This window comes from Pseudonocardia sp. DR1-2 (genome assembly GCF_023717215.1).
Taxonomy (GTDB): Bacteria; Actinomycetota; Actinomycetes; order Mycobacteriales; family Pseudonocardiaceae; genus Pseudonocardia; species Pseudonocardia alni.
The window spans coordinates 38,182-57,521 of the sequence record NZ_JAMQOF010000002.1 but is presented as its reverse complement, the minus strand read 5'-3'; the positions used below and the strand labels follow the sequence as shown (position 1 = coordinate 57,521).

The window sequence follows — 19,340 nt, the reverse complement described above, 5'->3', positions numbered from 1 at the left end:
CCGGTACGCCGCCAGCCGAGGAGCGCCGCGTTGAGTTCCGTACGGAACGAGCACGTCAGCCCTGAACGAACCCTCTCCCTCACCCCCGTCACACCCCCCGCCGCCGAGCCCGACGAGCAAGGACCCCGCGAGGAGTGCGGTGTGTTCGGCGTCTGGGCCCCCGGCGAGGACGTCGCGAAGATGACCTACTACGGCCTCTACGCGCTGCAGCACCGCGGCCAGGAGGCCGCAGGCATCGCCGTGTCCGACGGCCGCCGCACCGTGGTGTTCAAGGACCTCGGCCTGGTCAGCCAGGTGTTCGACGAGCAGACGCTGTCCTCGCTGCGCGGGCACCTCGCCGTCGGCCACTGCCGCTACTCGACGACCGGCGCGACGACCTGGGAGAACGCCCAGCCGACGTTCCGCACCACGGCCGCGGGCTCCGGTCTGGCGCTGGGTCACAACGGCAACCTGGTGAACACCGCCGAGCTGCGCGAGGACGTCGCGAAGCTGGAGAACCGCAAGCGGTCCGGGCTGCGCGCGACCACCGACTCCGACCTGCTCACCGAGCTGCTGGCCGCGGGCGCCGCGGACCTCGGCGTCTACGAGGCCGCGATGCGGCTGCTGCCGCGGCTGCGCGGCGCGTTCTCGCTGACCTTCGCCGACGAGAGCACCCTCTACGCCGCCCGCGACTCCCACGGCGTCCGCCCGCTGGTCCTGGGCCGCCTGGAGCGCGGCTGGGTCGTCGCGTCGGAGACGGCGGCGCTGGACATCGTCGGCGCCTCGTTCGTCCGCGAGGTCGAGCCGGGCGAGCTCATCGCGATCGACGCCGACGGCATCCGCAGCCAGCGCTTCGCCGCCCCGGAGCCGAAGGGCTGCGTGTTCGAGTACGTCTACCTGGCGCGCCCGGACACCACCATCGCCGGCCGCTCGGTCTACGACACCCGGGTGGAGATCGGCCGCCGGCTCGCCGAGGAGCACCCGGTCGAGGCCGACCTGGTCATCCCGGTCCCGGAGTCCGGCACCCCGGCCGCCATCGGCTACGCCCAGGGCTCCGGCATCCCCTACGGCCAGGGCCTGGTGAAGAACGCCTACGTCGGGCGCACCTTCATCCAGCCCAGCCAGACCATCCGCCAGCTCGGCATCCGGCTGAAGCTGAACCCGCTGCGCAACGTCATCCGGGGCAAGCGGCTGGTCGTCGTCGACGACTCGATCGTCCGCGGCAACACCCAGCGCGCGCTGGTGCGGATGCTGCGCGAGGCCGGAGCCCTCGAGGTGCACGTGCGGATCGCCTCGCCGCCCGTGCGCTGGCCCTGCTTCTACGGCATCGACTTCGCCAGCCGGGCCGAGCTGATCGCCAACGGCGCCGACACCGAGGGCGTCCGACGCTCGATCGGCTCGGACAGCCTCGGCTACGTCTCGGTCGAGCAGATGGTCGCCGCCTCCGAGCAGCCGCGGTCGCGGCTGTGCTGCGCCTGCTTCGACGGGGAGTACCCGATCCCGCTGCCGGAGGAGGCCCAGCTCGGCAAGCACCTGCTGGAGGACGTCCCGGAGCCGACGGCGTCCGGCGCCGCCTCTGGCGATCCCGGCCCGCTGTCCGTCGGATACGGTGCCGGAGAAGCGCTGACCCGCCCGTAGCGGCACCCGATCACGACCCCGTCCCGACCTGGAGAGACCTCGCATGCCCTCGACCGAGCCCGGCCCCGCCAGCTACGCCTCCGCGGGGGTGGACATCGACGCGGGGGAGCAGGCGGTCGAGCGTTTCCGTCCGTTCGCCGAGAAGGCCACCCGGCCCGAGGTGCGCGGCGGCATCGGCGGTTTCGCCGGTCTGTTCGCGGCGAAGTTCGGCAAGTACTCCGAGCCGGTGCTGGCCGCCTCGACCGACGGCGTCGGCACCAAGGTCGCGATCGCGCAGGCGATGGACAAGCACGACACCATCGGCCAGGACCTCGTCGCGATGGTCGTGGACGACCTGGTCGTCTGCGGGGCCGAGCCGCTGTTCCTGCAGGACTACATCGCCATCGGCAAGATCGTCCCCGACCGGGTGGCGACGATCGTGCGCGGCATCGCCGAGGGCTGCCAGACCGCGGGCTGCGCGCTGCTCGGCGGCGAGACCGCCGAGCACCCCGGGCTGATGGAGGAGGGCGCCTACGACCTCTCCGCCACCGGTGTCGGTGTCGTCGACGCCGAGAAGATGCTGCGGCCCGAGCGCGTCCGCCCCGGCGACGTGCTGGTCGCGCTCGGCTCCTCCGGGCTGCACTCCAACGGCTACTCCCTGGCCCGCCACGTGCTGCTCGACATCGCCCGGCTGCCGCTGGCCGGCGAGCTGGAGGAGTTCGACCACTCCCTCGGCGAGGAGCTGCTCGTCCCGACCCGGATCTACGCCAAGGACTGCCTGGCGATCACCGCCGAGACCGGCGTGCGGACGTTCTCCCACATCACCGGCGGCGGGCTGGCCCGCAACCTGGAGCGGGTGCTGCCGGAGGGCCTCGCGGCCACCGTGGAGCGCGGCTCGTGGACCCCGGCCCCGATCTTCAAGCTGATCCAGTCCCGCGGCCGGGTCGAGCGCGCGGAGATGGAGAAGACGTTCAACATGGGCGTCGGGATGGTCGCGGTGCTGCCGCCCGAGGACGTCGACCGCGCCCTCGCCGTCCTCACCGCCCGGCACGTCCCCGCCTGGATCCTGGGTGAGGTCGGCCGGATCGGCGACGTCGACGGTGCCGGTTCCGGCGAGCTCGGTGCCCGGGTGCAGCTGCGCGGGGAGCACCCCCGCTTCTGAGGCGGTCCCGCGCCGTCCGCCCTCACTCGACGGAGTGGTGCAGCTCCGTGTCGTGCGGCACCGGCTGCCGGTTCCCGGCGCGGTGCGACTCACGCAGCATCGGCGGGTGCAGCGCCGTCGCCGGGCCGCGGCGGAACAGCCGGGGCGGCCGCCCGCGGCCGCCGGTGACCAGCGTCGTCGTCGGCACGAGGAAGCCGTCGGTGGAGGTCACCTTGCGCTGGAAGTTGCGCGGGTCCAGGGAGGTCTCCCAGACGGCCTCGTAGACCCGGCGCAGGTCGGTCACCGTGAACTCGTCCGGGCAGAACGAGACGGCGAGCGTCGTGTACTCGAGCTTCGACTTCGCCCGCTCCACGCCGTCGGCGAGGATGCGCCGGTGGTCGAACGCCAGCGGCGGCACGTCGTCGACGGCGCACCACGCGGACGCGGCGGCCCCGCCACCCGGCGTCGGCTCCGGCATGTCCGGCAGCAGCGCGAGGTAGCCCACGGACAGGACCCGGCCACGGGGATCGCGGTCGGGTGCGGCGTAGCTCGCCAGCTGCTCGAGGTGCCCGCACACGGCGCTGCCGGTGTCGGCCCCGGTCTCCTCGCCCAACCGCCGGCTGGCGGTGTGCACGAGGTCCTCCTCCGGGCGGACGAAACCACCGGGCAGGGCCCAGTGCCCGAGGAACGGGGGCTCGCCCCGCTCGATGAGCAGCACGTGCAGACGGTCCGACCGCACGGTCAGCACGACGAGGTTGACGGCGACCGCGAACAGGTTGCCGCGCATCTGCTGAACACCTCGGGCGTGACGGGATCGGTGACCAAGCCTCCCACAGGAGACTGGTCATGATCTTGCCCTATCCGACCGGCCGGGGGAAACCGCCCGGGTCGGCACGTGCCGCGGCGCCCGAACCGCCGTGTCACGACGGGGGCCGGGCGCCGGGGTGGCCGTCAACGGCGAGGGTCGTCGTCCTCGTCGTTGTACTTGGCGGCGAGGTCGTCGTACTCGCCGTAGTCGTCCTCGCGGCTGTCGGTAGTCACCGCCGTCGCGCTACCGATCTCCCGCTGCAAGGCGTCGAGATCCATAGAAGGGGAGCTGTACTTGAGCTCACGGGCCACCTTCGTCTGCTTGGCCTTGGCTCGTCCACGCCCCATGGCAGGTCCCCCTTACAACAGGGAAGGGGCGGCCGGTCATTGCGCACGACCCGGCGGCCCCTCTCGTCTCATCAATGTCGTGAAAACAACCGTACCCTGCTCACCCCGGAACATGCGACGCGGCACCGCCGTCGTCACAGGCGGACCCGGCCCCGGACCGGCGCGGGGCCCCGCGTGTTCACCCGGTGGTCGCCCCACGGCGGTCCGGCCGGGCCGCGCGTCATCCGCGACGCGCGGCGCCACCCGTCCGTTCCCGCGCCGCGCGGCCCGGCGGCGGGGTGTCCGGGTCCGGCTCGTAGGAGTCCGGGTCGATCGTCGCGGGGGAGACCCGGTCGTCGACACCCGCGGTCAGCTCGGCGTCCACCGGGACCGACCGCTTGACCAGCGCGAGCGCCACCGGGCCCAGCTCGTGGTGCTGGACGACCGTGCCCACGCGGCCGACCGTGCGGCCGTCGCGCACCACCGGGTCGCCGGTGCGCGGCAGGTCCTCGTCGCCGGCGTCGAGCATCAGCAGCACCGTGCGCCGCGGCGGGCGCCCCAGGTTCGCGACCCGGGCGACGGTCTCCTGGCCCCGGTAGCAGCCCTTGGTGAGGTGCACGGCGGAGCCGATCCAGCCGACCTCGTGCGGGATGGTGCGGTCGTCGGTGTCGCGGTGCAGGCGCGGTGCGCGCGACTCCACCCGCAGCGCCTCGAACGCGATCGTCCCGGCGGCCCGCGCCCCGGCCGCGGTGAGGTCCGCCCAGCGGGCCTCCTTCGTCCCGCGGGGGACGACGACGTCCGCCGCGTCCCGGCCCGGCCACGGCATCCGTCGCACGAAGCCGCCGTCCGGCAGGGCCGTGACGCCGTTCGGCGCATCGGGCACCGGCAGCCCCGCCGCGGCGAGCACGGCCGGGGTCTCCGGGCCGACGACCGACAGCACCGCCAGCTCGGCGGTGACGTCACGCGGCTCCACCTTCGACCAGAAGACCATCTTCGCCAGGTAGTCGAGCAGCGCCGCGCCCTCGCCGGGCTCGGTGTCGAGCCAGACCGTGTCCGCCGACGACGCGACGGCCATGTGGTGCAGCACCCTGCCCTGCGCGTCGAGCACCAGGGCCTCGGTGCCGGTGCCGGGCGGCAGCTCGCTGACGTGCTGGGTGAGCAGCAGGTGCAGCCAGGACAGCCGCTCCTCGCCGGTCACCGCCAGCACCTCGCGGTGCCCGCGGTCGACGACGGCGGCGGAGCGGGCCATCGCCCGCTGCTCGGCCGGCGGGTCGCCGTGGTGCGTGGCGACGGCGTCGTCCGGGTCGGGGGTCGTGTCCTCGGCGTTGTCGGTGGTGTCGGGGTCCTGCTCGGATCCGGGAACGGTCACCGGTCTCCCTCCGCGCCCTCCTGGGGCGCCGTGTCGTCCTGCTCGGGGGCTCCGTCGGCGGAGTCCTCGTCGTCGTGCGCACAGTCGACGCACGTGCCGGACAGGGCCACGTGCGTCGCGTCCAGGTGGAAGCCCAGGTCGGCGAGCGTGCGACTCGCCACATCGGAGAGCAGCTCGGTCGGCGCCTCGTCCACCCGGCCGCAGTGGTGGCAGACGAGATGGACGTGGCGGTGCTGGTGCTCGGAGTAGGTCGGCGCACCGTGCCCGAGATGGGCGTGCCGGACGACGCCGAGCTCCTCGAGCAGGTCCAGCGTCCGGTACACCGTCGTGATGTTCACCGCCGGGGCCGTCGCCTGGACCCGGCTGCACACCTGCTCGGGTGTCGCGTGCCCCAGCTCCCGGACCGCGTCCAGCACGAGCTGGCGTTGAGGGGTCATCCGGAGCCCACGCCGGTGCAACGTGCCCTTCAGTGTGCTGTCCACACCGCCGATGGTATTCGGTACGGCCCGGTAGGCTCGGGCCACGAGGACGGTGACCGCACATCGTGTCACGGAACCGTCCGTCGCGGGGCCCGCCACGCCGACGGACGACCGTTGCACGCTGCGTGGTTCGCCGCGACCCCGTCGTCGTGACTACCCTGACCGGCGAGGTCGCGCCGAACCGTCGGTGCGCCGACCTCGTACGTGCCCTCCGAGGGCACCCATGTCGACGACCTGAGGAGAGGCGATGACGGCAGACGGGGCGGACCGCCCGGGCGGTTCCCCGCGGTTCGACGTCGTTCTCCGCGGCTACGACCGTCGGCAGGTGGACGAGCACATCGTCCAGATGCAGCGGCTCATGGGCCGGATGCGCGCGGACATCGACGCACTGCGGAGCCGGCCGATGCCGCCGCCGATGCCGGTGCCGCCGCCCGGGGGGTTCGCCGCCGGTCCGGCCGGCGGGCCGCCGCGTCCGGCACCGCGTCCGGGGCCGCGTCCCGGCCCGGGGCCCTCGGACTCCGACCGGCACGGTGCCGTCGACAACTTCTCCGACCGCATGCAGGCGATCCTGCAGAAGGCGGAGGAGGAGGCGGAGGAGATCCGCAGCAAGGCCCGTGCCGACGCCGAGCGTGTCGTCACCGAGGCCCGCAAGCAGGTCGACCGCGCCCGCGCGGACGCCGACCGGGCCCGTGAGCAGGGCGACAAGCTCCGCACCGAGGTCGGGGAGCTGACCCGGCGTCGCGACGAGCTGCGCGCCGAGGTCGGGAAGGCCCCGGCCACCGGGGACAAGGCCCGCCACGAGATCCGGCCGGTCCCCGGTCCGGGGCAGAAGCCCGGCGGGCCGTCCGGCGAGGCCGGGTCGTCCGACGACCGCTCCGCGAAGCCCGCCGCCGGCGAGCGGCCCGGCGCCGGCCAGCCCGGTGCCGCCCAGCCCGCCGGTCAGCCGGGCCCCGGGCTGAAGCCCGCCGCGCAGTCCGGTGCGGGCGCCAAGCCCGCCCCGCAGTCCGGTGTCGGCGCCACGCCGGCCGCCGCCGGTACGGGGGCGGACGCCTCCGCGCGCCCGGGGCAGACCGACGCCCGGCCCGGGCGTCCCGACCAGGGTCGCTCCGACCAGGGCCGTCCCGACTCGGCGGACCAGCGGTCCGGTCGTCCCGGGCCGCGCCCGGGCGCACCGGAGCCGCAGCGCCCCGGTGCCCGGTCCGGTGCCGAGGAGCGCCCGGGGTCCGAGCAGCGTCCCGGTCAGAAGGATCAGGGGCCCGCGCGTCCGCAGGGCGCCCCGAACGGCCGCCCGCAGGCCCCCGCGGCCGGTGTCAACGGTGCCGGGGTGAACGGTGCCCGACCGGCCGCCGCCCAGGCGTCGCCGTCGGGCGATGCGGCACCCGCGCCGCGGCCCGGTCCGCGTCCGCAGCCGGGACCCGCCCCGGCGCGCCAGGACTCCGGGTCCCAGTCCCGGCCCGACTCCGGTCCGGCCAAGCCCGGTACCGGCGGGTCGGGTGCCGACCGCTCGCCCGGGGCACCGCAGCCCGCCCGGACGGACGCCCAGGGCCCGCGTCCCGGCGGTGCCGACGGGGACAAGCCCGCCGGCCCGCGCCCGGGTCCGCGGCCCGCACCGGGCCCGCGCCCGTCGCCGGCCCCCACCGGGCAGCAGGGCGGTGCCGAGCGCACCACCGCCGTCCGGCCCGGGGACGAGCCCGAGCCCGCCGAGCTGTTCCGGCCCGCGTCGGAGTCCCGCCCGGTCGAGGCGGAGCCGAAGACGTCGGCCGTGCCGCGCCAGGACCCGCGTCCGACGCCCGGCGGGGACGCCGAGCGCACGGTCGCGGTCGGCGCCGTCCGCCGTTCCGGTGACACCCCAACGGATGGTTCGCAGAAGCCGCCGGCGGGGGAGAAGGGCACCGCGGCCGAGGGCGCGAAGGCCGACGCGGAGCCGCCGACGACCGCGAACCCGGCCGCCGGGCGCGGCCCGGCGCGACCCGGTCCGGAGGGGGCCCGCAACGGCTCCGGCCAGGCCGGCCACGGTCAGAACGGTCGTAACGGTGCGTCGTCGGCGTCCGAGCCGTCGTCGCAGGGTGGCGAGAAGGGCAACGGCGCGACCCGCAACGGTTCCGGTGCGGCCACCGGCGACAAGGACCGGACGGGCGCGGCGCAGCCGTCGACGGGGACGCGCAGCAGCTGAGGTTCCCCGCGCGGGGCCCGGGACCCCAATAAGGTCCGGGCCCATGCAGCTCGGCTCGTTCACGGTCCCGGTCCTGCCCCTCGTGGCGGTGCTGGGCGCGGGCGTGCTCGTGGTCCTGGTCCTGTGGGGTGTGTGGCGTGTGCGCCGCACCCCCGCGCCCGGGCCGCTGCCGCTCGAGCCCCCGCGCGCGGCCGCGGACCCGCAGCCGTCCTCTGCGGACTGGACCGGTGAGGTGGCCGGTGGCCCGGCCGACCCGCCGCGCCCGGCCCGTGCACGGACCGTCGCGGACGTGGTCGCCGAGCGCGGCGCGGACACCGGTCCGCTGCCCCGGGTACCCGCATACGCCGGCGCCGTCGTCGCCTCCGGTGCAGGGCGCCACGCCGCCCCCGACGACGACGGGGCCGAGGGCTCGCTGGAGGCGCTGTTCGCCCCGGCCGACGAGCAGCCCGACGCGGCCACCCTCGCCCGGGGGCGCGACCCGGAGGCGACGGCCGCCGTGTCGCTCGCCGCGGCGTCGCCGGTTCCGGGTGCCGCGTCGGGAACCGGGGCGTCGGGTGCCGCGGTGGAGCCACTGCCCCGGCCACGGCCGACCCCGCGCCCCCGGTCGACCGGGCTGCGACGGGTCCGGGATGCAGGGACCGGGACCGACACCGCCGACCCGGGCCGTGCCTCCGCCACGCTCCGTGCCGCGGATCCGTCCGGGGTCGACGCCGCTGCCGGGGCCGACGCCGCCGTCGCGAGCGACGCCGCCGCGACCGCCGCTGCCGCGACCGACTCCGCCGCGACCGACGCCGCTGCGGCGAGCGACGCCGCCGGGGCCGATGACGCGGCCCCGACCGACACCACCGCGGCCCGGGACGCCGCGGGCACCCCCGACGACCCGGCCACGCCGCGGGTGCCGGAGTGGCCGGTCGCACGGCTGCGCATCGTCGACGACCCCACCGACGTCGTCGCGCCCGGCCCGGACGCCACGCCCGCCGCAGCCGGGCAGGCCCCGGCCGCCGGGGACGACACCGTGCCCCCCGCCGCGGACCCGGCCCCGGCCGCCCCGACGGACACCGCGGCCGGCCCGCTGCCGCCCTGGTCGGCCGAGCGCGCGGAGCCGGCCGCCGAGGACCTCCCCGCGACGTCCGGGATCCCGGCGGTGCCACCCCCCGCGCCGACCCCGCCCGCCGGGTCCGAGATCACGTCCCGGCCGACCCCCGAACCGGTCTCCCGGGCCGTGCAGCAGGCCCTCGCGGCCCGCGCCGTGCAGCGGGCGCGCCTGCGCGCCACCGACGCCGTCGTCGACCCGCAGCCCGACGCCCCCGGTGGCGAGCAGCAGGAGCTGCCGCTCGCCGTCGTCCCGACCACGGGGGCGCGCACCCCGGCGGCCGGCGACGCGAAGGACCGGCTGCTCGGTGTGCTGCTGGAGGACCCGGCCCGCGCCGTCGACGCGACCGAGCGGCTCGACGACACCCGCGACCGCATCGCCGAGCTCGACGAGGTCCTGCGTCGCCGCCGCGACGATCTGGCCGGCGCCGTCCGGCACCTGCACGAGTGCGGCCTCGACCCGGCGCAGATCGGCCGGCTGTCCGGGATGGCCGTCGACGAGGTCCGCACCATCCTCGACGGCGAGGACGCCGAGCGCTGAACCTCAGCGCAGCACGGTGAACCGCACGCCCGTCCCCGGCGGGGCCTGGGCGAGCAGCGGCAGATCGGCGCGCTCGACGACGGCGATCACCGGGTAGCCACCGGTCGTCGGACGGTCGGCGAGGAACACCACCGGCGGCCCGTCCGGCGGAACCTGCACCGCGCCGGTCACCATCCCCTCGCTCGGCAGCTCCCGGTCGCGCAGCTCCGGGAGCCGCTCCGGGGACGGCCCGTCGAGACGGACCCCGATCCGGTTCCCGTCGGCCGTCACCGTCCACAGCGGATCCGCGAGGGCGGCGCGTGGGTCGGCGAACCAGTCGTCGCGGGGGCCGGGGCGCACCCGCAGCCCGACCACGGCACCGGGCAGCGACACCGGGACCGGCCCGGACACCGGGATCCCGCCGGACCACGGTCCGACCGGCAGCTCGTCGCCGTCGGCGACCGGGTCGGGCCCCAGCCCGGACAGCAGGTCGGTGCTGCGGCTGCCCAGCGTGAGCGGGAGCTCCAGCCCGCCCGCGACGGCGAGGTAGCACCGCAGCCCGCCGACCGGCGTCCCGACCGTCAGCTCGGCGCCGTCGGGCAGGTGCAGTGCCCGGTGCGACGCGGCCGGGATGCCGTCGACGGACACCGGCGCGGGCGCCCCCGTGACGGCGACGGTCCGGCCCCCCAGGGCACGCACCCGCAGCCCGCCGCCGAGCAGCTCCAGCCCGGCGGCGCCGTCGTCGTTGCCGACCAGACGGTTCCCCAGCTCGTAGGCCGGCCCGTCCAGCGCGCCCGACGGCGGCACCCCCAGGTGTGCGTGCCCCGGACGTCCGCGGTCGGTCACCAGCGCCTGCGGCCCGGCCCGCACCACCAGCAGCGCGCTCACCGGGGCTCGAACCGGACGCGGTCGCCGGGGGTGAACAGCGCGGGCGGGTCGGCGTCGGGGTCGAACAGGACCGTGTCGGTGCGGCCGATCAGCCGCCAGCCGCCCGGGGAGCGCCGCGGGTAGACGCAGCTGTAGACGTCGGCGATCCCGACCGAGCCGGCGGGCACCGCGGTCCGCGAGCTCTCCAGGCGTGGCTGCCGCAGCGGCTCCGGGAGCCCCGAGAGGTAGCCGAAGCCCGGCGCGAATCCGCAGAAGTCCACCCGGTACTCCGCGCCGCTGTGCAGTGCGACCACCTCGTCGACGGACAGGCCCGCGGTCTCGGCGACGAGCGCGAGATCCTCGCCGTCGTAGGTCACGGGCAGCGTGTGGACGGTGCCCGTGCCCGCCTCGCCAGCGGCCGCGTCCGCGGCCCGTGCGACCTGTACGACCCGCTCGGTGGCGGTCCCGGTCGCCACCTCGACGAGCACGGTCCGGGCGGCCGGGACCAGCTCCCGCACCTCGGGCAGCGCGGCGTCCCGGACGGCGGCGACGACGGCCGCCACCCCGGCGGCGTCGTCGACCTCCAGCAGCACCGCCCGCCCGCCGCAGCGGCGGACCCGGACCGCGACCAACTAGCCGACCACGCGGTGCAGGACGGCCGAGATGTGCGGCTGCATCGGCTGCCCGACCATCGCGCGCTCGTCGACGTAGGCGAGGTCGCCCTGGTTGACCAGGCCGTAGAGCCGCTTCGCCGCGGTGACCTCCTTGGCCGAGGGAGTCCGGGCGATGGCGTCGGTCTCGATCTGCCAGGAGCGCATGTCGCCCCGCGGCCCGTAGTAGACCTCGACGATCCCGGTGTGGTGCGCGATCAGGACCTCGATCGAGCCGTCCTCCTGGGGGCGCCAGAACCCGGTCTCGCGGGCGGCCTGGCGGATGATCCCGCCGTCGTCGTCGAGCAGCCAGGACCGGGCCTCGTAGGACAGGAACGGACGCCCGTCGTGCGCCCAGGTGATCTGCTGGCCGAAGTGGAACGGGCCCTCGATCGTCGGGTAGACGACCTCGCCGGTGCCGCGCCAGGTACCGACCAGCGGCAGCAGGCCGAGGCAGGCCTCGTGCAGGTCGGGGCCCTGGCGCAGGTTGGCGGTGTCGTCGTCGACGGGCAGGTCGGGCCACTGCGGCCGATTGCGCTGCGGGGAGTCCGGGGCCGCGTTCTCCGGACCGGTGATCGTGGTCTGCAGCTCCTCGTCGGACGCTGCGGCGGGCTCGGGGTCGGTCACGGGGTCTGCTCCTCGGTGTGGTGGTCGTCGGGGTCCCGTTCGGGATCGGGACCCGGCCCGGGCGCGGCGACGGGCTCGACGACGAACAGGCGACGGAGCAACCAGCCGGCCCAGGCGGCGGTTCCCGCGGACAGGGCGATCAACAGCCCGGTGGAGAACCAGTGCACGGCGGGCGAGTCTACCGCCGCCCCCGGGGCGTGCACCGGGTGCCGCGCCCACCCCGTCCGCGTGCACGAACGGGCCCCTCGTACGAAAGGTTCGTACGAGGGGCCCGTTCGTGAGCACGTGCGGTGGTCCGGGGCGAGCCCCGGGGGACCGGTCAGGCGACGGCGATCTCCGCCTGGTGCAGCCCCGGCCCGTCGGCGACGAGCTCGGACTGCCCGTTGCCCGAGCGCGACAGCGCCCGGACGGTCCAGGTGCCCGGGGCGGCGAAGAACCGGAAGTCACCCGAGGCCGAGGACACGACCTCCGCGGTGAACTCCCCGGTGCCGTCGAGCAGCCGGACGAAGGCCCCGGCGACCGGGTCGCCGGCGGCGACGACGCGGCCGGCGAGCACGGTCTCCTTGGAGAGGTCCGTGTTCGGGGGCAGGGTCAGGTTCTGGTCGGGTGCGGCACACATGTCACTTCGCTCCCAGCTCGATCGGCACGCCGATCAGCGAGCCGTACTCGGTCCAGCTGCCGTCGTAGTTCTTGACGTCGGAGTGGCCCAGGAGCTCGTGCAGCACGACCCAGGTGTGGCTGGAGCGCTCGCCGATGCGGCAGTAGGCGATGGTCGCCTTGCCCTCGTCGAAGCCGGCCTCCTTGTACAGCGAGGCGAGCTCGTCGTCGGACTTGAACGTGCCGTCCTCGTTGGCCGCCTTCGACCACGGGATGTTGATCGCGCTCGGCACGTGGCCCGGACGCTGGCTCTGCTCCTGCGGGAGGTGGGCCGGGGCCAGGATCTTGCCGGAGAACTCGTCGGGCGACCGGACGTCGACCAGGTTCTTGGCGTCGATCGCGTCGACGACCTCGTCGCGGAACGCGCGGATCGAGGTGTCGGCCTCCTTGGCGGTGTAGGAGGTCGCGGGGCGGTCCTTGACGTCGGTGGTCAGGGTCCGGCCGTCGAGCTCCCACTTCTTGCGGCCGCCGTCGAGCAGCACCACGTCGTCGTGGCCGTAGAGCTTGAACTCCCAGTACGCGTAGGCGGCGAACCAGTTGTTGTTGCCGCCGTAGAGCACGACCTTGTCGTCGTTCGAGACGCCCTTGGCGGAGAGCAGCTGCTCGAACTGTTCCTTGGTGGGGATGTCGCGACGGACCGCGTCCTGCAGCTCGTCGGTCCAGTTGACCTTGACCGCACCGGGGATGTGGCCCCCGTCGTAGGCGGTGGTGTCCTCGTCGACCTCGAGGAACACCACCCCGTCGGTCTCCAGGTTCTCTTCCGCCCAGTCGGCGGTGACGAGGACGTCCTCGCGGCTCATGTCGATCTCTCCCGAATCGTGTGTCGTGGAACGGTCAGGACTGCGCGGCGGTACCGCGCAGGCGGGCGAGGAGCCCGTACATCTCGCAGCCGAGGCAGAAGCCGAAGGCCGCGTTGAGGAAGGCCGCCGCGAGGGCCGCCGCCGTGGCGACGACACCGAGCACGGTCAGGCCGGACAGGTAGCCGGCCGCCGCGACGACGGTGAACACCAGCCCGACGGTCTGCGAGAAGCGGACCGGGGCGGCGTCCTCGCGCTCGGCGGGCGGACCCAGCCGGGGCGCGAGGAGGTGCCGGTACACGACGCTGTAGGGGGCGAACCGCATGCCGGCGAACGCGCCGACGGCGAAGACGACGGCCTGCGCGAGTACGAGCAGGCCGCTGCCGGACAGCAGCACCAGCGCCAGGACGACGGTGGTGATCGCGGCGGAGAAGCGGACCCCGCGTGGGTCGAGCCGGGGCTCGACGAGCGCGGATCCGCGGTCCGTGACGGACATGGGACTCCAGTAACCGGGGTGGGAACCTCGGCGTCGCGGGACGCCGGGGCTCAGGACACGCGGGTCAGGAGTCCAGACACAGGCAGCCGGCGAGGCGGCACAGATCGACCGTGCGGCGTCGGGTCAGCGGCCAGTTCACGGAACCGAGCCTAGCCGACGATCCGCGCCGAGCCCAGCGGTCGGTGCCCACCGGACATCACACACACGTTCTCAGCCGGTGGGAAGGGCGGCGACGAGCTCGTCGGTGCGCGGGACCCCGGAGACCCGCAGGACCTCGGCCCCGCGGGCGTCGAAGACGACCGTCGTCGGGGTCCGCAGCACGCCCAGCGCCCGGGCGACGTCGACGCGCTCGGCCACGTCGACCTCCACGTGCGCCACACCCGGGTCCGCCGCGGCCAGGTCGCCGAGGACGCGCGCGGTCTGCCGGCACGGTGCGCAGACCGGTGAGGACAGCTGCAGCAGCAGCGCCCGGCGCCCGTCCGGCTCGGTCCCGGCCAGGTCCCAGCCCGGCCCGGCCACGGCGGGCGCGCCGCCGTCGTCGCCGGAGGGCCGGAGCCGCCCCGAACGGCTGCGCAGGACCAGTCCGGCGAGCGTCGCCACCAGCAGGACGACGACCAGTACCACCGCACCCGTGACGTCCACCGCCGCCCCCTCTCAGCCCGCGGAGCGGGACGTGCCCGGTCCTCCGCCGACGCTCAGGTCGCGCACGGACCCGGCGACCTGCAGGACGTTGTACTCCGGAACGCCCGCCGAGGTCGCGGTGACGCCCAGCGGCAGCGGACCCGGGTCGATGTCCACGGCGAGCGCGCGCAGCATCGAGGTGCGGACCGCGTCCGGCACCGGCTCGTCCGAGCCGTTGATGCGGACGTCCCGCGGGACGATCCGCATCGTGCCGTGGTCGACGAGGAGCACGGCCAGCACGGCCACCTGCGCGTCGGCCCCGTCCACCGGCATCTCCGCGACGAACCGTGCCGCGTTGCGCGGGTCGAGCCCGCGCAGCGTCGGGTCGCCGCCGGCCTGGATCACCGAGTCGATCGCGTTGGCGTCGACGGCCTCGACCGACAGCCGCGTCACTCCGGCGGCCGGCCCGCCGGCGTCGACGACCATCCGGCGGATGTCGTTCGGGCTGACCTGCACGACCCCCTCGGCCGCCGCGGCGCGGAACCGGGCGGGTCCGGGCCCGGCGAGGTCGGACAGGTCCCCGCGCAGGCCGTACATCTGCACCTGGAGCTCGGGGGTGCGCAGCGGCCCGACCGGGACCCGCTGCAGCGTCATCTCGACATGGTCGTAGCGGCCGGTCGCGGCCTGGGCGAGGACCGAGAAGCCGTGCACCTGCACGCGCGGGTCCTCGGGGAGGTCGAGCCGGTCGCGCAGCGCACGGGAGACGCCCGACTCGACCGCCGCGCCGGTGGCGAGGTCGCCCACGACGAGCACGGCGGCCACCGCCAGGACGGTGGCGAGCACGCGACGGACGGGGCGTCCCACGACCGGGCCTCCACAGGATCGGGATACGTCCTGACCAGGGTAGAGAGCCCGGTCGCCGGCCCGGTGGGCGGCCCCGGGGCCCCGGAGCGGTCCCGGCCCCCGACCGGAACGATCCAGTTCGTGGCGTGAAACCCGTCGCTCTCCGGCTGACCGTGGAGTGACGTCCCGGTATCGTCCGCGTATCGCGAGAAGGGGGGAGTCCATGGAACTGCTCCTGCTGACCACGGCTCCGGATGCGGCGGCCGTACTGCCCGCCCTGTCGCTGCTGCCGCACAACGTGCGGACCGCGGCGCCCGAGGTGGCGGCACTGCTCGACGCCGGTCCGCACGACGCCGTCCTGGTGGACGCCCGCTCCGACCTGGTCGCCGCGCGCAGCCTGTGCCGGCTGCTGGGCAGCGCCGGGACCGACGCGCCGGTGATCGCCGTGCTGAACGAGGGCGGCCTGGTCGCCGTGTCCGGCGAGTGGGTGGTCGACGAGATCCTGCTCCCCGACACCGGCCCGGCCGAGGTGGACGCGCGGCTGCGGCTGTTGCGGTCGCGCCCCGGCGCCGAGTCCGCGTCCGGGGGTGGCGCGCTCGTCCTCGGCGAGCTCGTCATCGACGAGGCGACGTACTCGGCGCGGCTCAAGGGCCGGCTGCTGGAGCTCACCTACAAGGAGTTCGAGCTGCTCAAGTACCTCGCGCAGCACGCGGGACGGGTGTTCACCCGGGCGCAGCTGCTGCAGGAGGTCTGGGGCTACGACTTCTTCGGTGGCACCCGCACCGTCGACGTCCACGTCCGGCGGCTGCGCGCCAAGCTCGGCGGCGAGCACGAGCAGATGATCGGCACCGTGCGCAACGTCGGCTACAAGTTCGTCCGCCCGTCGCGCGGCGGGCTGTCCGCGCCGCCCGACCAGGACGACGCGGACCCCGAGCCCGTCCCGGACCGTCGCCTGCCCGGCGCCCGGCCCCCGACCGGCCCGGGACGTGGAGCGTGGGTGCCGCGGTGACCTAGGGTCGGCGCTCGTGGACCCGCAGGAGCACTCCCGTCTCGACGCCGCCACCGTCTCCGCGGTGCAGGACCTGCTGAGGGCGGCGACCGCCGCCGACGGCGCCGAACCGCTCTCCGAGCAGTTCCTGATGCACCTGCGCCCGGGCGCCCCCGCCGACGGCGTGACGCACCTCGTCGTCCCCGGTGACGACGGAGCCGTGGCCGGCTACGCCCAGGTCGACGGCACCTACGCCGAGCTGGCGGTGCACCCCGGTGCGCGGCGGCGGGGGATCGGCGGCGCGCTCGTCGCCGCGGTCGAGAAGGTCACCGCCGACCCGCACGTGTGGGCGCACGGCGACCTCGACGCCGCGAAGGGGCTCGCCGCGGGCCGCGGCTACCGCCGGGACCGCGTCCTCTGGCAGATGCGCCGCACCCCTGCGGCGGGCCCGCTGCCCGCCCTGACCGTCCCCGAGGGCGTCACGATCCGCGCCTTCGAGCCCGGCCGCGACGACGAAGAGTTCCTCCGCGTCAACAACGCCGCCTTCGACTGGCACCCCGAGCAGGGCGGCTGGACCGGCGCCGAGCTCGCCGCGCGGGAGGCCGAGGACTGGTTCGACCCGGCCGGGTTCCTGCTCGCCGTCGACGGCGGCGGCACCCTGCTCGGCTACCACTGGACCAAGGTCCACCCGGCGACCGGCGACGAGCGGGCCCTGGGCGAGGTCTACGTCCTCGGCGTCGACCCGGCCACCCACGGACGGGGGCTCGGGAAGGTCCTGACGCTCGCCGGGCTGCACCACCTGCACGACCGCGGGCTGGACACCGTGCTGCTCTACGTCGAGGCCGACAACGCCCCCGCCGTGGCCGTCTACGAGCGCCTCGGGTTCGCCGTGCACGCCGCGGACGTCAACTACGCCCGGTGAGACCCGGTCACCGTTCGACGACCGGTGACGAGGTTCGTTCGAACGTGTGACGCAGGTCCACCCGGTCGCCGGCCCTGTTCATCCCACGTTCATCTTCCGTGGGGGTGGCGTCCAACGTCGACTCCTAGCGTCTGCGGCCGAGTGGTCACCCCAGACCGCCGTCCCGCAACCGGCTCGTTGCCGACTCGGAGGAAACTGCAGTGAAGACCAAGCGGCGTGCGCCCCGGGCGCGCCTGGCTGCCGTCGGTATCGCCACGTCCTGCGCGCTGTTCGTCGCCGGCTGCGGTGCGGCGAACGAGGGCGGCGGCTCGGACGCCCAGGGTTCGGGCGTCACCGGCCAGATCGCCGGTGCGGGCGCGAGCTCCCAGCAGGCGGCCATGCAGGCCTGGATCGCCGGCTTCGGCGGCGCGAACCCGGGTGCGACCGTCAACTACCAGCCGGTCGGCTCGGGCGGTGGCCGCACCCAGTTCATCCAGGGCGGTGTCCAGTTCGCCGGCACCGACGCCTACCTCAAGGACGACGAGCTGGCCAAGGCGCGCGAGCGCTGTGGCGGCTCGGTCATCGAGGTGCCGAGCTACGTCTCGCCGATCGCCGTCGTCTTCAAGCTGAACGGTGTCGACGACCTGACCCTGTCCCCGGCCACCATCGCCGGTCTCTTCAAGGGCCAGATCACCACCTGGAACGACCCGAAGATCGCCGCGGACAACCCGGGCGTCCAGCTCCCGGCCACCCGCGTCACCCCGGTGCACCGCTCGGACGAGTCGGGCACCACCCAGAACTTCACCGACTTCCTGAACAAGGCCGCCCCGTCGGTGTGGACCGACAAGGCCGCGCAGACCTGGCCGGTCCAGGGTGGCGAGGCCGCGCAGGGCACCTCCGGCGTCGTGACCGCCGTCGGCGGCGGCGACGGGACCATCGGCTACGCCGACGCCAGCCAGGCCAAGGACCTCGGCAAGGCCAAGGTCAAGCTGGGCGACCAGGCGGTCGAGCCGACCGCCGAGGCCGCGGCCAAGATCCTCGAGGAGTCCACGCGGGTCGAGGGCCAGGGCGACACCTCGTTCGCCTTCGACCTCAACCGGACCGCCACCGGCGGTGCCTACCCGGTCGTGCTGGTGTCCTACCTGCTCGCCTGCCCGCAGTACCCGGACGCCGCCCAGGCCGACACCACCAAGGCGTTCCTGAAGTACGTGGTCTCGTCCGAGGGCCAGCAGACCGCCGCCCAGAACGCGGGCTCCGCGCCGCTGTCGGACACGCTCCGCGGCCAGATCGACCCGGTGATCGACCAGATCAAGGCCCAGGGCTGAGTCTGAGTCGGATGTCATCTAGCCAGGAGCCCCGGGCGGTCGTCATCATGGTGACCGCCCGGGGTTCCCGGCCGCTCGAGTCCCCTGCCCAGCGCGTTCCGCACCCCCAGGGATCACAGTGACCACCACGGAAAACTCGCCCGCGCCCGCACCCGCGAAGCCGGTGACCCAGCTCGGGGACCGGATCTTCGCCGGGTCGGCCAAGGGTGCAGGCATCCTCATCCTCGTCGTCCTCGCCGGCGTCGCGGCCTTCCTCGTCAGCGAGGCGTTCCCGGCCGTCGTGGCCCCTGCGTCCGAGGTGCACGGCGGACTCGCCCTCTACATCGCGCCGCTGATCTTCGGCACGCTCGTCAGCGCGGTCATCGCGCTGATCGTGGCGACGCCGCTGGCGATCGCGGTCGCCCTGTTCATCAGCCACTACGCCCCGCGCCGGCTCGCACAGACGCTCAGCTACGTCGTCGACCTGCTGGCCGCGGTGCCGTCCATCGTGTACGGCCTGTGGGGCATGGCCACCCTGGCCCCGGCGACCGTTGGGCTGATGGTGTGGCTGAACACCTACCTCGGCTGGCTGCCGTTCTTCGCCGGTCCGCCGTCGGCCACCGGCCGCACGATGCTGGTCGTCGGCCTCGTCCTCGCGGTGATGATCCTGCCGATCATCACCGCCGTCGCCCGTGAGGTCTTCCTCCAGGCGCCGAAGCTGCACGAGGAGGCCGCGCTCGCCCTGGGGGCCACCCGCTGGGAGATGATCCGGCTCGCGGTGCTGCCGTTCGGCCGTTCCGGGATCGTCTCGGGCGCGATGCTCGGCCTCGGCCGCGCGCTCGGCGAGACCATGGCGGTGGCGATCATCCTGTCGGTCTCCGGCGGGATCACGTTCAACCTGATCGGCTCCGGCAACCCGTCGACGATCGCCGCGAACATCGCGCTGCAGTTCCCCGAGGCGTCCGGCATCGACGTCAACGTCCTCATCGCGTCCGGTCTGGTGCTCTTCCTGATCACCCTGCTGGTCAACATGATCGCTCGCTACATCGTCGAGCGCCGCCGCGAGTTCTCGGGAGCGAACTGAG

The 19,340-nt window shown here is 75.0% G+C and carries 22 protein-coding genes; 8 read left to right on the top strand and 14 right to left on the bottom strand.

Going from position 1 to position 19,340, the window contains the following annotated elements; all coding sequences use genetic code 11:
- Positions 1-30 precede the first annotated feature (30 nt).
- Together purF and purM are read left to right on the top strand one after the other, a co-directional pair.
- Positions 31-1,617 carry an amidophosphoribosyltransferase gene (gene purF, locus ND486_RS04980; protein WP_285898309.1) on the top strand — a complete coding sequence of 529 codons (1,587 nt, stop codon included), beginning with the start codon at positions 31-33 and terminating at the stop codon, positions 1,615-1,617.
- A gap of 43 nt (positions 1,618-1,660) precedes the next feature.
- Positions 1,661-2,758 (top strand): phosphoribosylformylglycinamidine cyclo-ligase, encoded by a 1,098-nt coding sequence (gene purM / locus ND486_RS04975; RefSeq protein ID WP_208820618.1) that lies wholly within the window; start codon positions 1,661-1,663, stop codon positions 2,756-2,758.
- A 22-nt stretch (positions 2,759-2,780) separates the two neighbouring features.
- Here the strand turns inward: purM and ND486_RS04970 are convergent, their stop codons facing one another.
- From ND486_RS04970 to ND486_RS04955, 4 genes are all read right to left on the bottom strand, one after another.
- Positions 2,781-3,524 (bottom strand): NUDIX domain-containing protein, encoded by a 744-nt coding sequence (locus ND486_RS04970; protein WP_251783052.1) that lies wholly within the window; start codon positions 3,522-3,524, stop codon positions 2,781-2,783.
- A gap of 164 nt (positions 3,525-3,688) precedes the next feature.
- The gene (locus ND486_RS04965) at positions 3,689-3,892 is read right to left on the bottom strand and encodes a DUF3073 domain-containing protein (protein ID WP_062399683.1); all 204 of its coding nucleotides are present in this window, start codon (positions 3,890-3,892) and stop codon (positions 3,689-3,691) included.
- 220 nt (positions 3,893-4,112) lie between these two features.
- Complete coding sequence (locus ND486_RS04960; RefSeq protein WP_251783051.1) at positions 4,113-5,240, bottom strand: glycine cleavage T C-terminal barrel domain-containing protein; 1,128 nt, start codon at positions 5,238-5,240, stop codon at positions 4,113-4,115.
- The gene (locus ND486_RS04955; RefSeq protein WP_083658651.1) at positions 5,237-5,677 is read right to left on the bottom strand and encodes a Fur family transcriptional regulator; all 441 of its coding nucleotides are present in this window, start codon (positions 5,675-5,677) and stop codon (positions 5,237-5,239) included. Before ND486_RS04955 ends, ND486_RS04960 begins: the two co-directional genes overlap by 4 nt.
- A 367-nt stretch (positions 5,678-6,044) precedes the next feature.
- On the opposite strand from ND486_RS04955, the gene ND486_RS04950 reads away from it, so the two are divergent.
- Positions 6,045-7,892 carry a hypothetical protein gene (locus ND486_RS04950; protein ID WP_251783050.1) on the top strand — a complete coding sequence of 616 codons (1,848 nt, stop codon included), beginning with the start codon at positions 6,045-6,047 and terminating at the stop codon, positions 7,890-7,892.
- 43 nt (positions 7,893-7,935) lie between these two features.
- The gene (locus tag ND486_RS04945; protein ID WP_251783049.1) at positions 7,936-9,525 is read left to right on the top strand and encodes a hypothetical protein; all 1,590 of its coding nucleotides are present in this window, start codon (positions 7,936-7,938) and stop codon (positions 9,523-9,525) included.
- A gap of 3 nt (positions 9,526-9,528) precedes the next feature.
- Here ND486_RS04945 and ND486_RS04940 read toward each other — a convergent pair whose 3' ends face one another.
- From ND486_RS04940 to ND486_RS04900, 10 genes are all read right to left on the bottom strand, one after another.
- Positions 9,529-10,392, bottom strand: coding sequence for a biotin-dependent carboxyltransferase family protein (locus ND486_RS04940; RefSeq protein ID WP_251783048.1), 864 nt, complete (start codon positions 10,390-10,392; stop codon positions 9,529-9,531).
- Positions 10,389-11,003, bottom strand: a complete 615-nt coding sequence (locus tag ND486_RS04935; protein ID WP_251783047.1) for an allophanate hydrolase subunit 1 — start codon at positions 11,001-11,003, stop codon at positions 10,389-10,391. The genes ND486_RS04940 and ND486_RS04935 overlap by 4 nt, the downstream gene beginning before the upstream one ends.
- On the bottom strand, positions 11,004-11,609 hold the full coding sequence (locus ND486_RS04930) for an FABP family protein (RefSeq protein WP_062404071.1): 606 nt from the start codon (positions 11,607-11,609) through the stop codon (positions 11,004-11,006).
- Positions 11,610-11,644: 35 nt separating this feature from the next.
- Positions 11,645-11,815, bottom strand: coding sequence for a hypothetical protein (locus ND486_RS04925; protein ID WP_157818430.1), 171 nt, complete (start codon positions 11,813-11,815; stop codon positions 11,645-11,647).
- Positions 11,816-11,967: 152 nt separating this feature from the next.
- Positions 11,968-12,267 carry a DUF1416 domain-containing protein gene (locus ND486_RS04920; protein WP_208820632.1) on the bottom strand — a complete coding sequence of 100 codons (300 nt, stop codon included), beginning with the start codon at positions 12,265-12,267 and terminating at the stop codon, positions 11,968-11,970.
- A gap of 1 nt (position 12,268) precedes the next feature.
- Positions 12,269-13,105 (bottom strand): sulfurtransferase, encoded by an 837-nt coding sequence (locus tag ND486_RS04915; protein WP_251783046.1) that lies wholly within the window; start codon positions 13,103-13,105, stop codon positions 12,269-12,271.
- A gap of 34 nt (positions 13,106-13,139) precedes the next feature.
- Complete coding sequence (locus ND486_RS04910; RefSeq protein ID WP_251783045.1) at positions 13,140-13,598, bottom strand: DUF4395 domain-containing protein; 459 nt, start codon at positions 13,596-13,598, stop codon at positions 13,140-13,142.
- Between the two features lie 64 nt (positions 13,599-13,662).
- Entirely contained in the window at positions 13,663-13,737 is a 75-nt protein-coding gene (locus ND486_RS29995; protein ID WP_350662235.1) for a putative leader peptide, read from the bottom strand.
- Positions 13,738-13,808: 71 nt separating this feature from the next.
- On the bottom strand, positions 13,809-14,240 hold the full coding sequence (locus ND486_RS04905; protein ID WP_251783044.1) for a thioredoxin family protein: 432 nt from the start codon (positions 14,238-14,240) through the stop codon (positions 13,809-13,811).
- Positions 14,241-14,252: 12 nt separating this feature from the next.
- Positions 14,253-15,083 carry a DUF2993 domain-containing protein gene (locus tag ND486_RS04900; protein WP_251783043.1) on the bottom strand — a complete coding sequence of 277 codons (831 nt, stop codon included), beginning with the start codon at positions 15,081-15,083 and terminating at the stop codon, positions 14,253-14,255.
- A 202-nt stretch (positions 15,084-15,285) separates the two neighbouring features.
- Between ND486_RS04900 and ND486_RS04895 the strand changes: the two genes are divergently transcribed.
- The 4 genes from ND486_RS04895 (at position 15,286) to pstC (ending at position 19,339) form a co-directional block, all read left to right on the top strand.
- A complete protein-coding gene (locus ND486_RS04895) occupies positions 15,286-16,071 on the top strand; it encodes a response regulator transcription factor (protein WP_062399702.1) in 786 nt (261 codons plus the stop codon).
- A gap of 16 nt (positions 16,072-16,087) precedes the next feature.
- Complete coding sequence (gene mshD, locus ND486_RS04890) at positions 16,088-16,972, top strand: mycothiol synthase (RefSeq protein WP_308215807.1); 885 nt, start codon at positions 16,088-16,090, stop codon at positions 16,970-16,972.
- A 200-nt stretch (positions 16,973-17,172) separates the two neighbouring features.
- Complete coding sequence (pstS, locus tag ND486_RS04885) at positions 17,173-18,276, top strand: phosphate ABC transporter substrate-binding protein PstS (RefSeq protein ID WP_251783042.1); 1,104 nt, start codon at positions 17,173-17,175, stop codon at positions 18,274-18,276.
- A gap of 118 nt (positions 18,277-18,394) precedes the next feature.
- Positions 18,395-19,339, top strand: a complete 945-nt coding sequence (gene pstC, locus ND486_RS04880; protein ID WP_043280504.1) for a phosphate ABC transporter permease subunit PstC — start codon at positions 18,395-18,397, stop codon at positions 19,337-19,339.
- The last annotated feature ends 1 nt before the right edge of the window (position 19,340 follow it).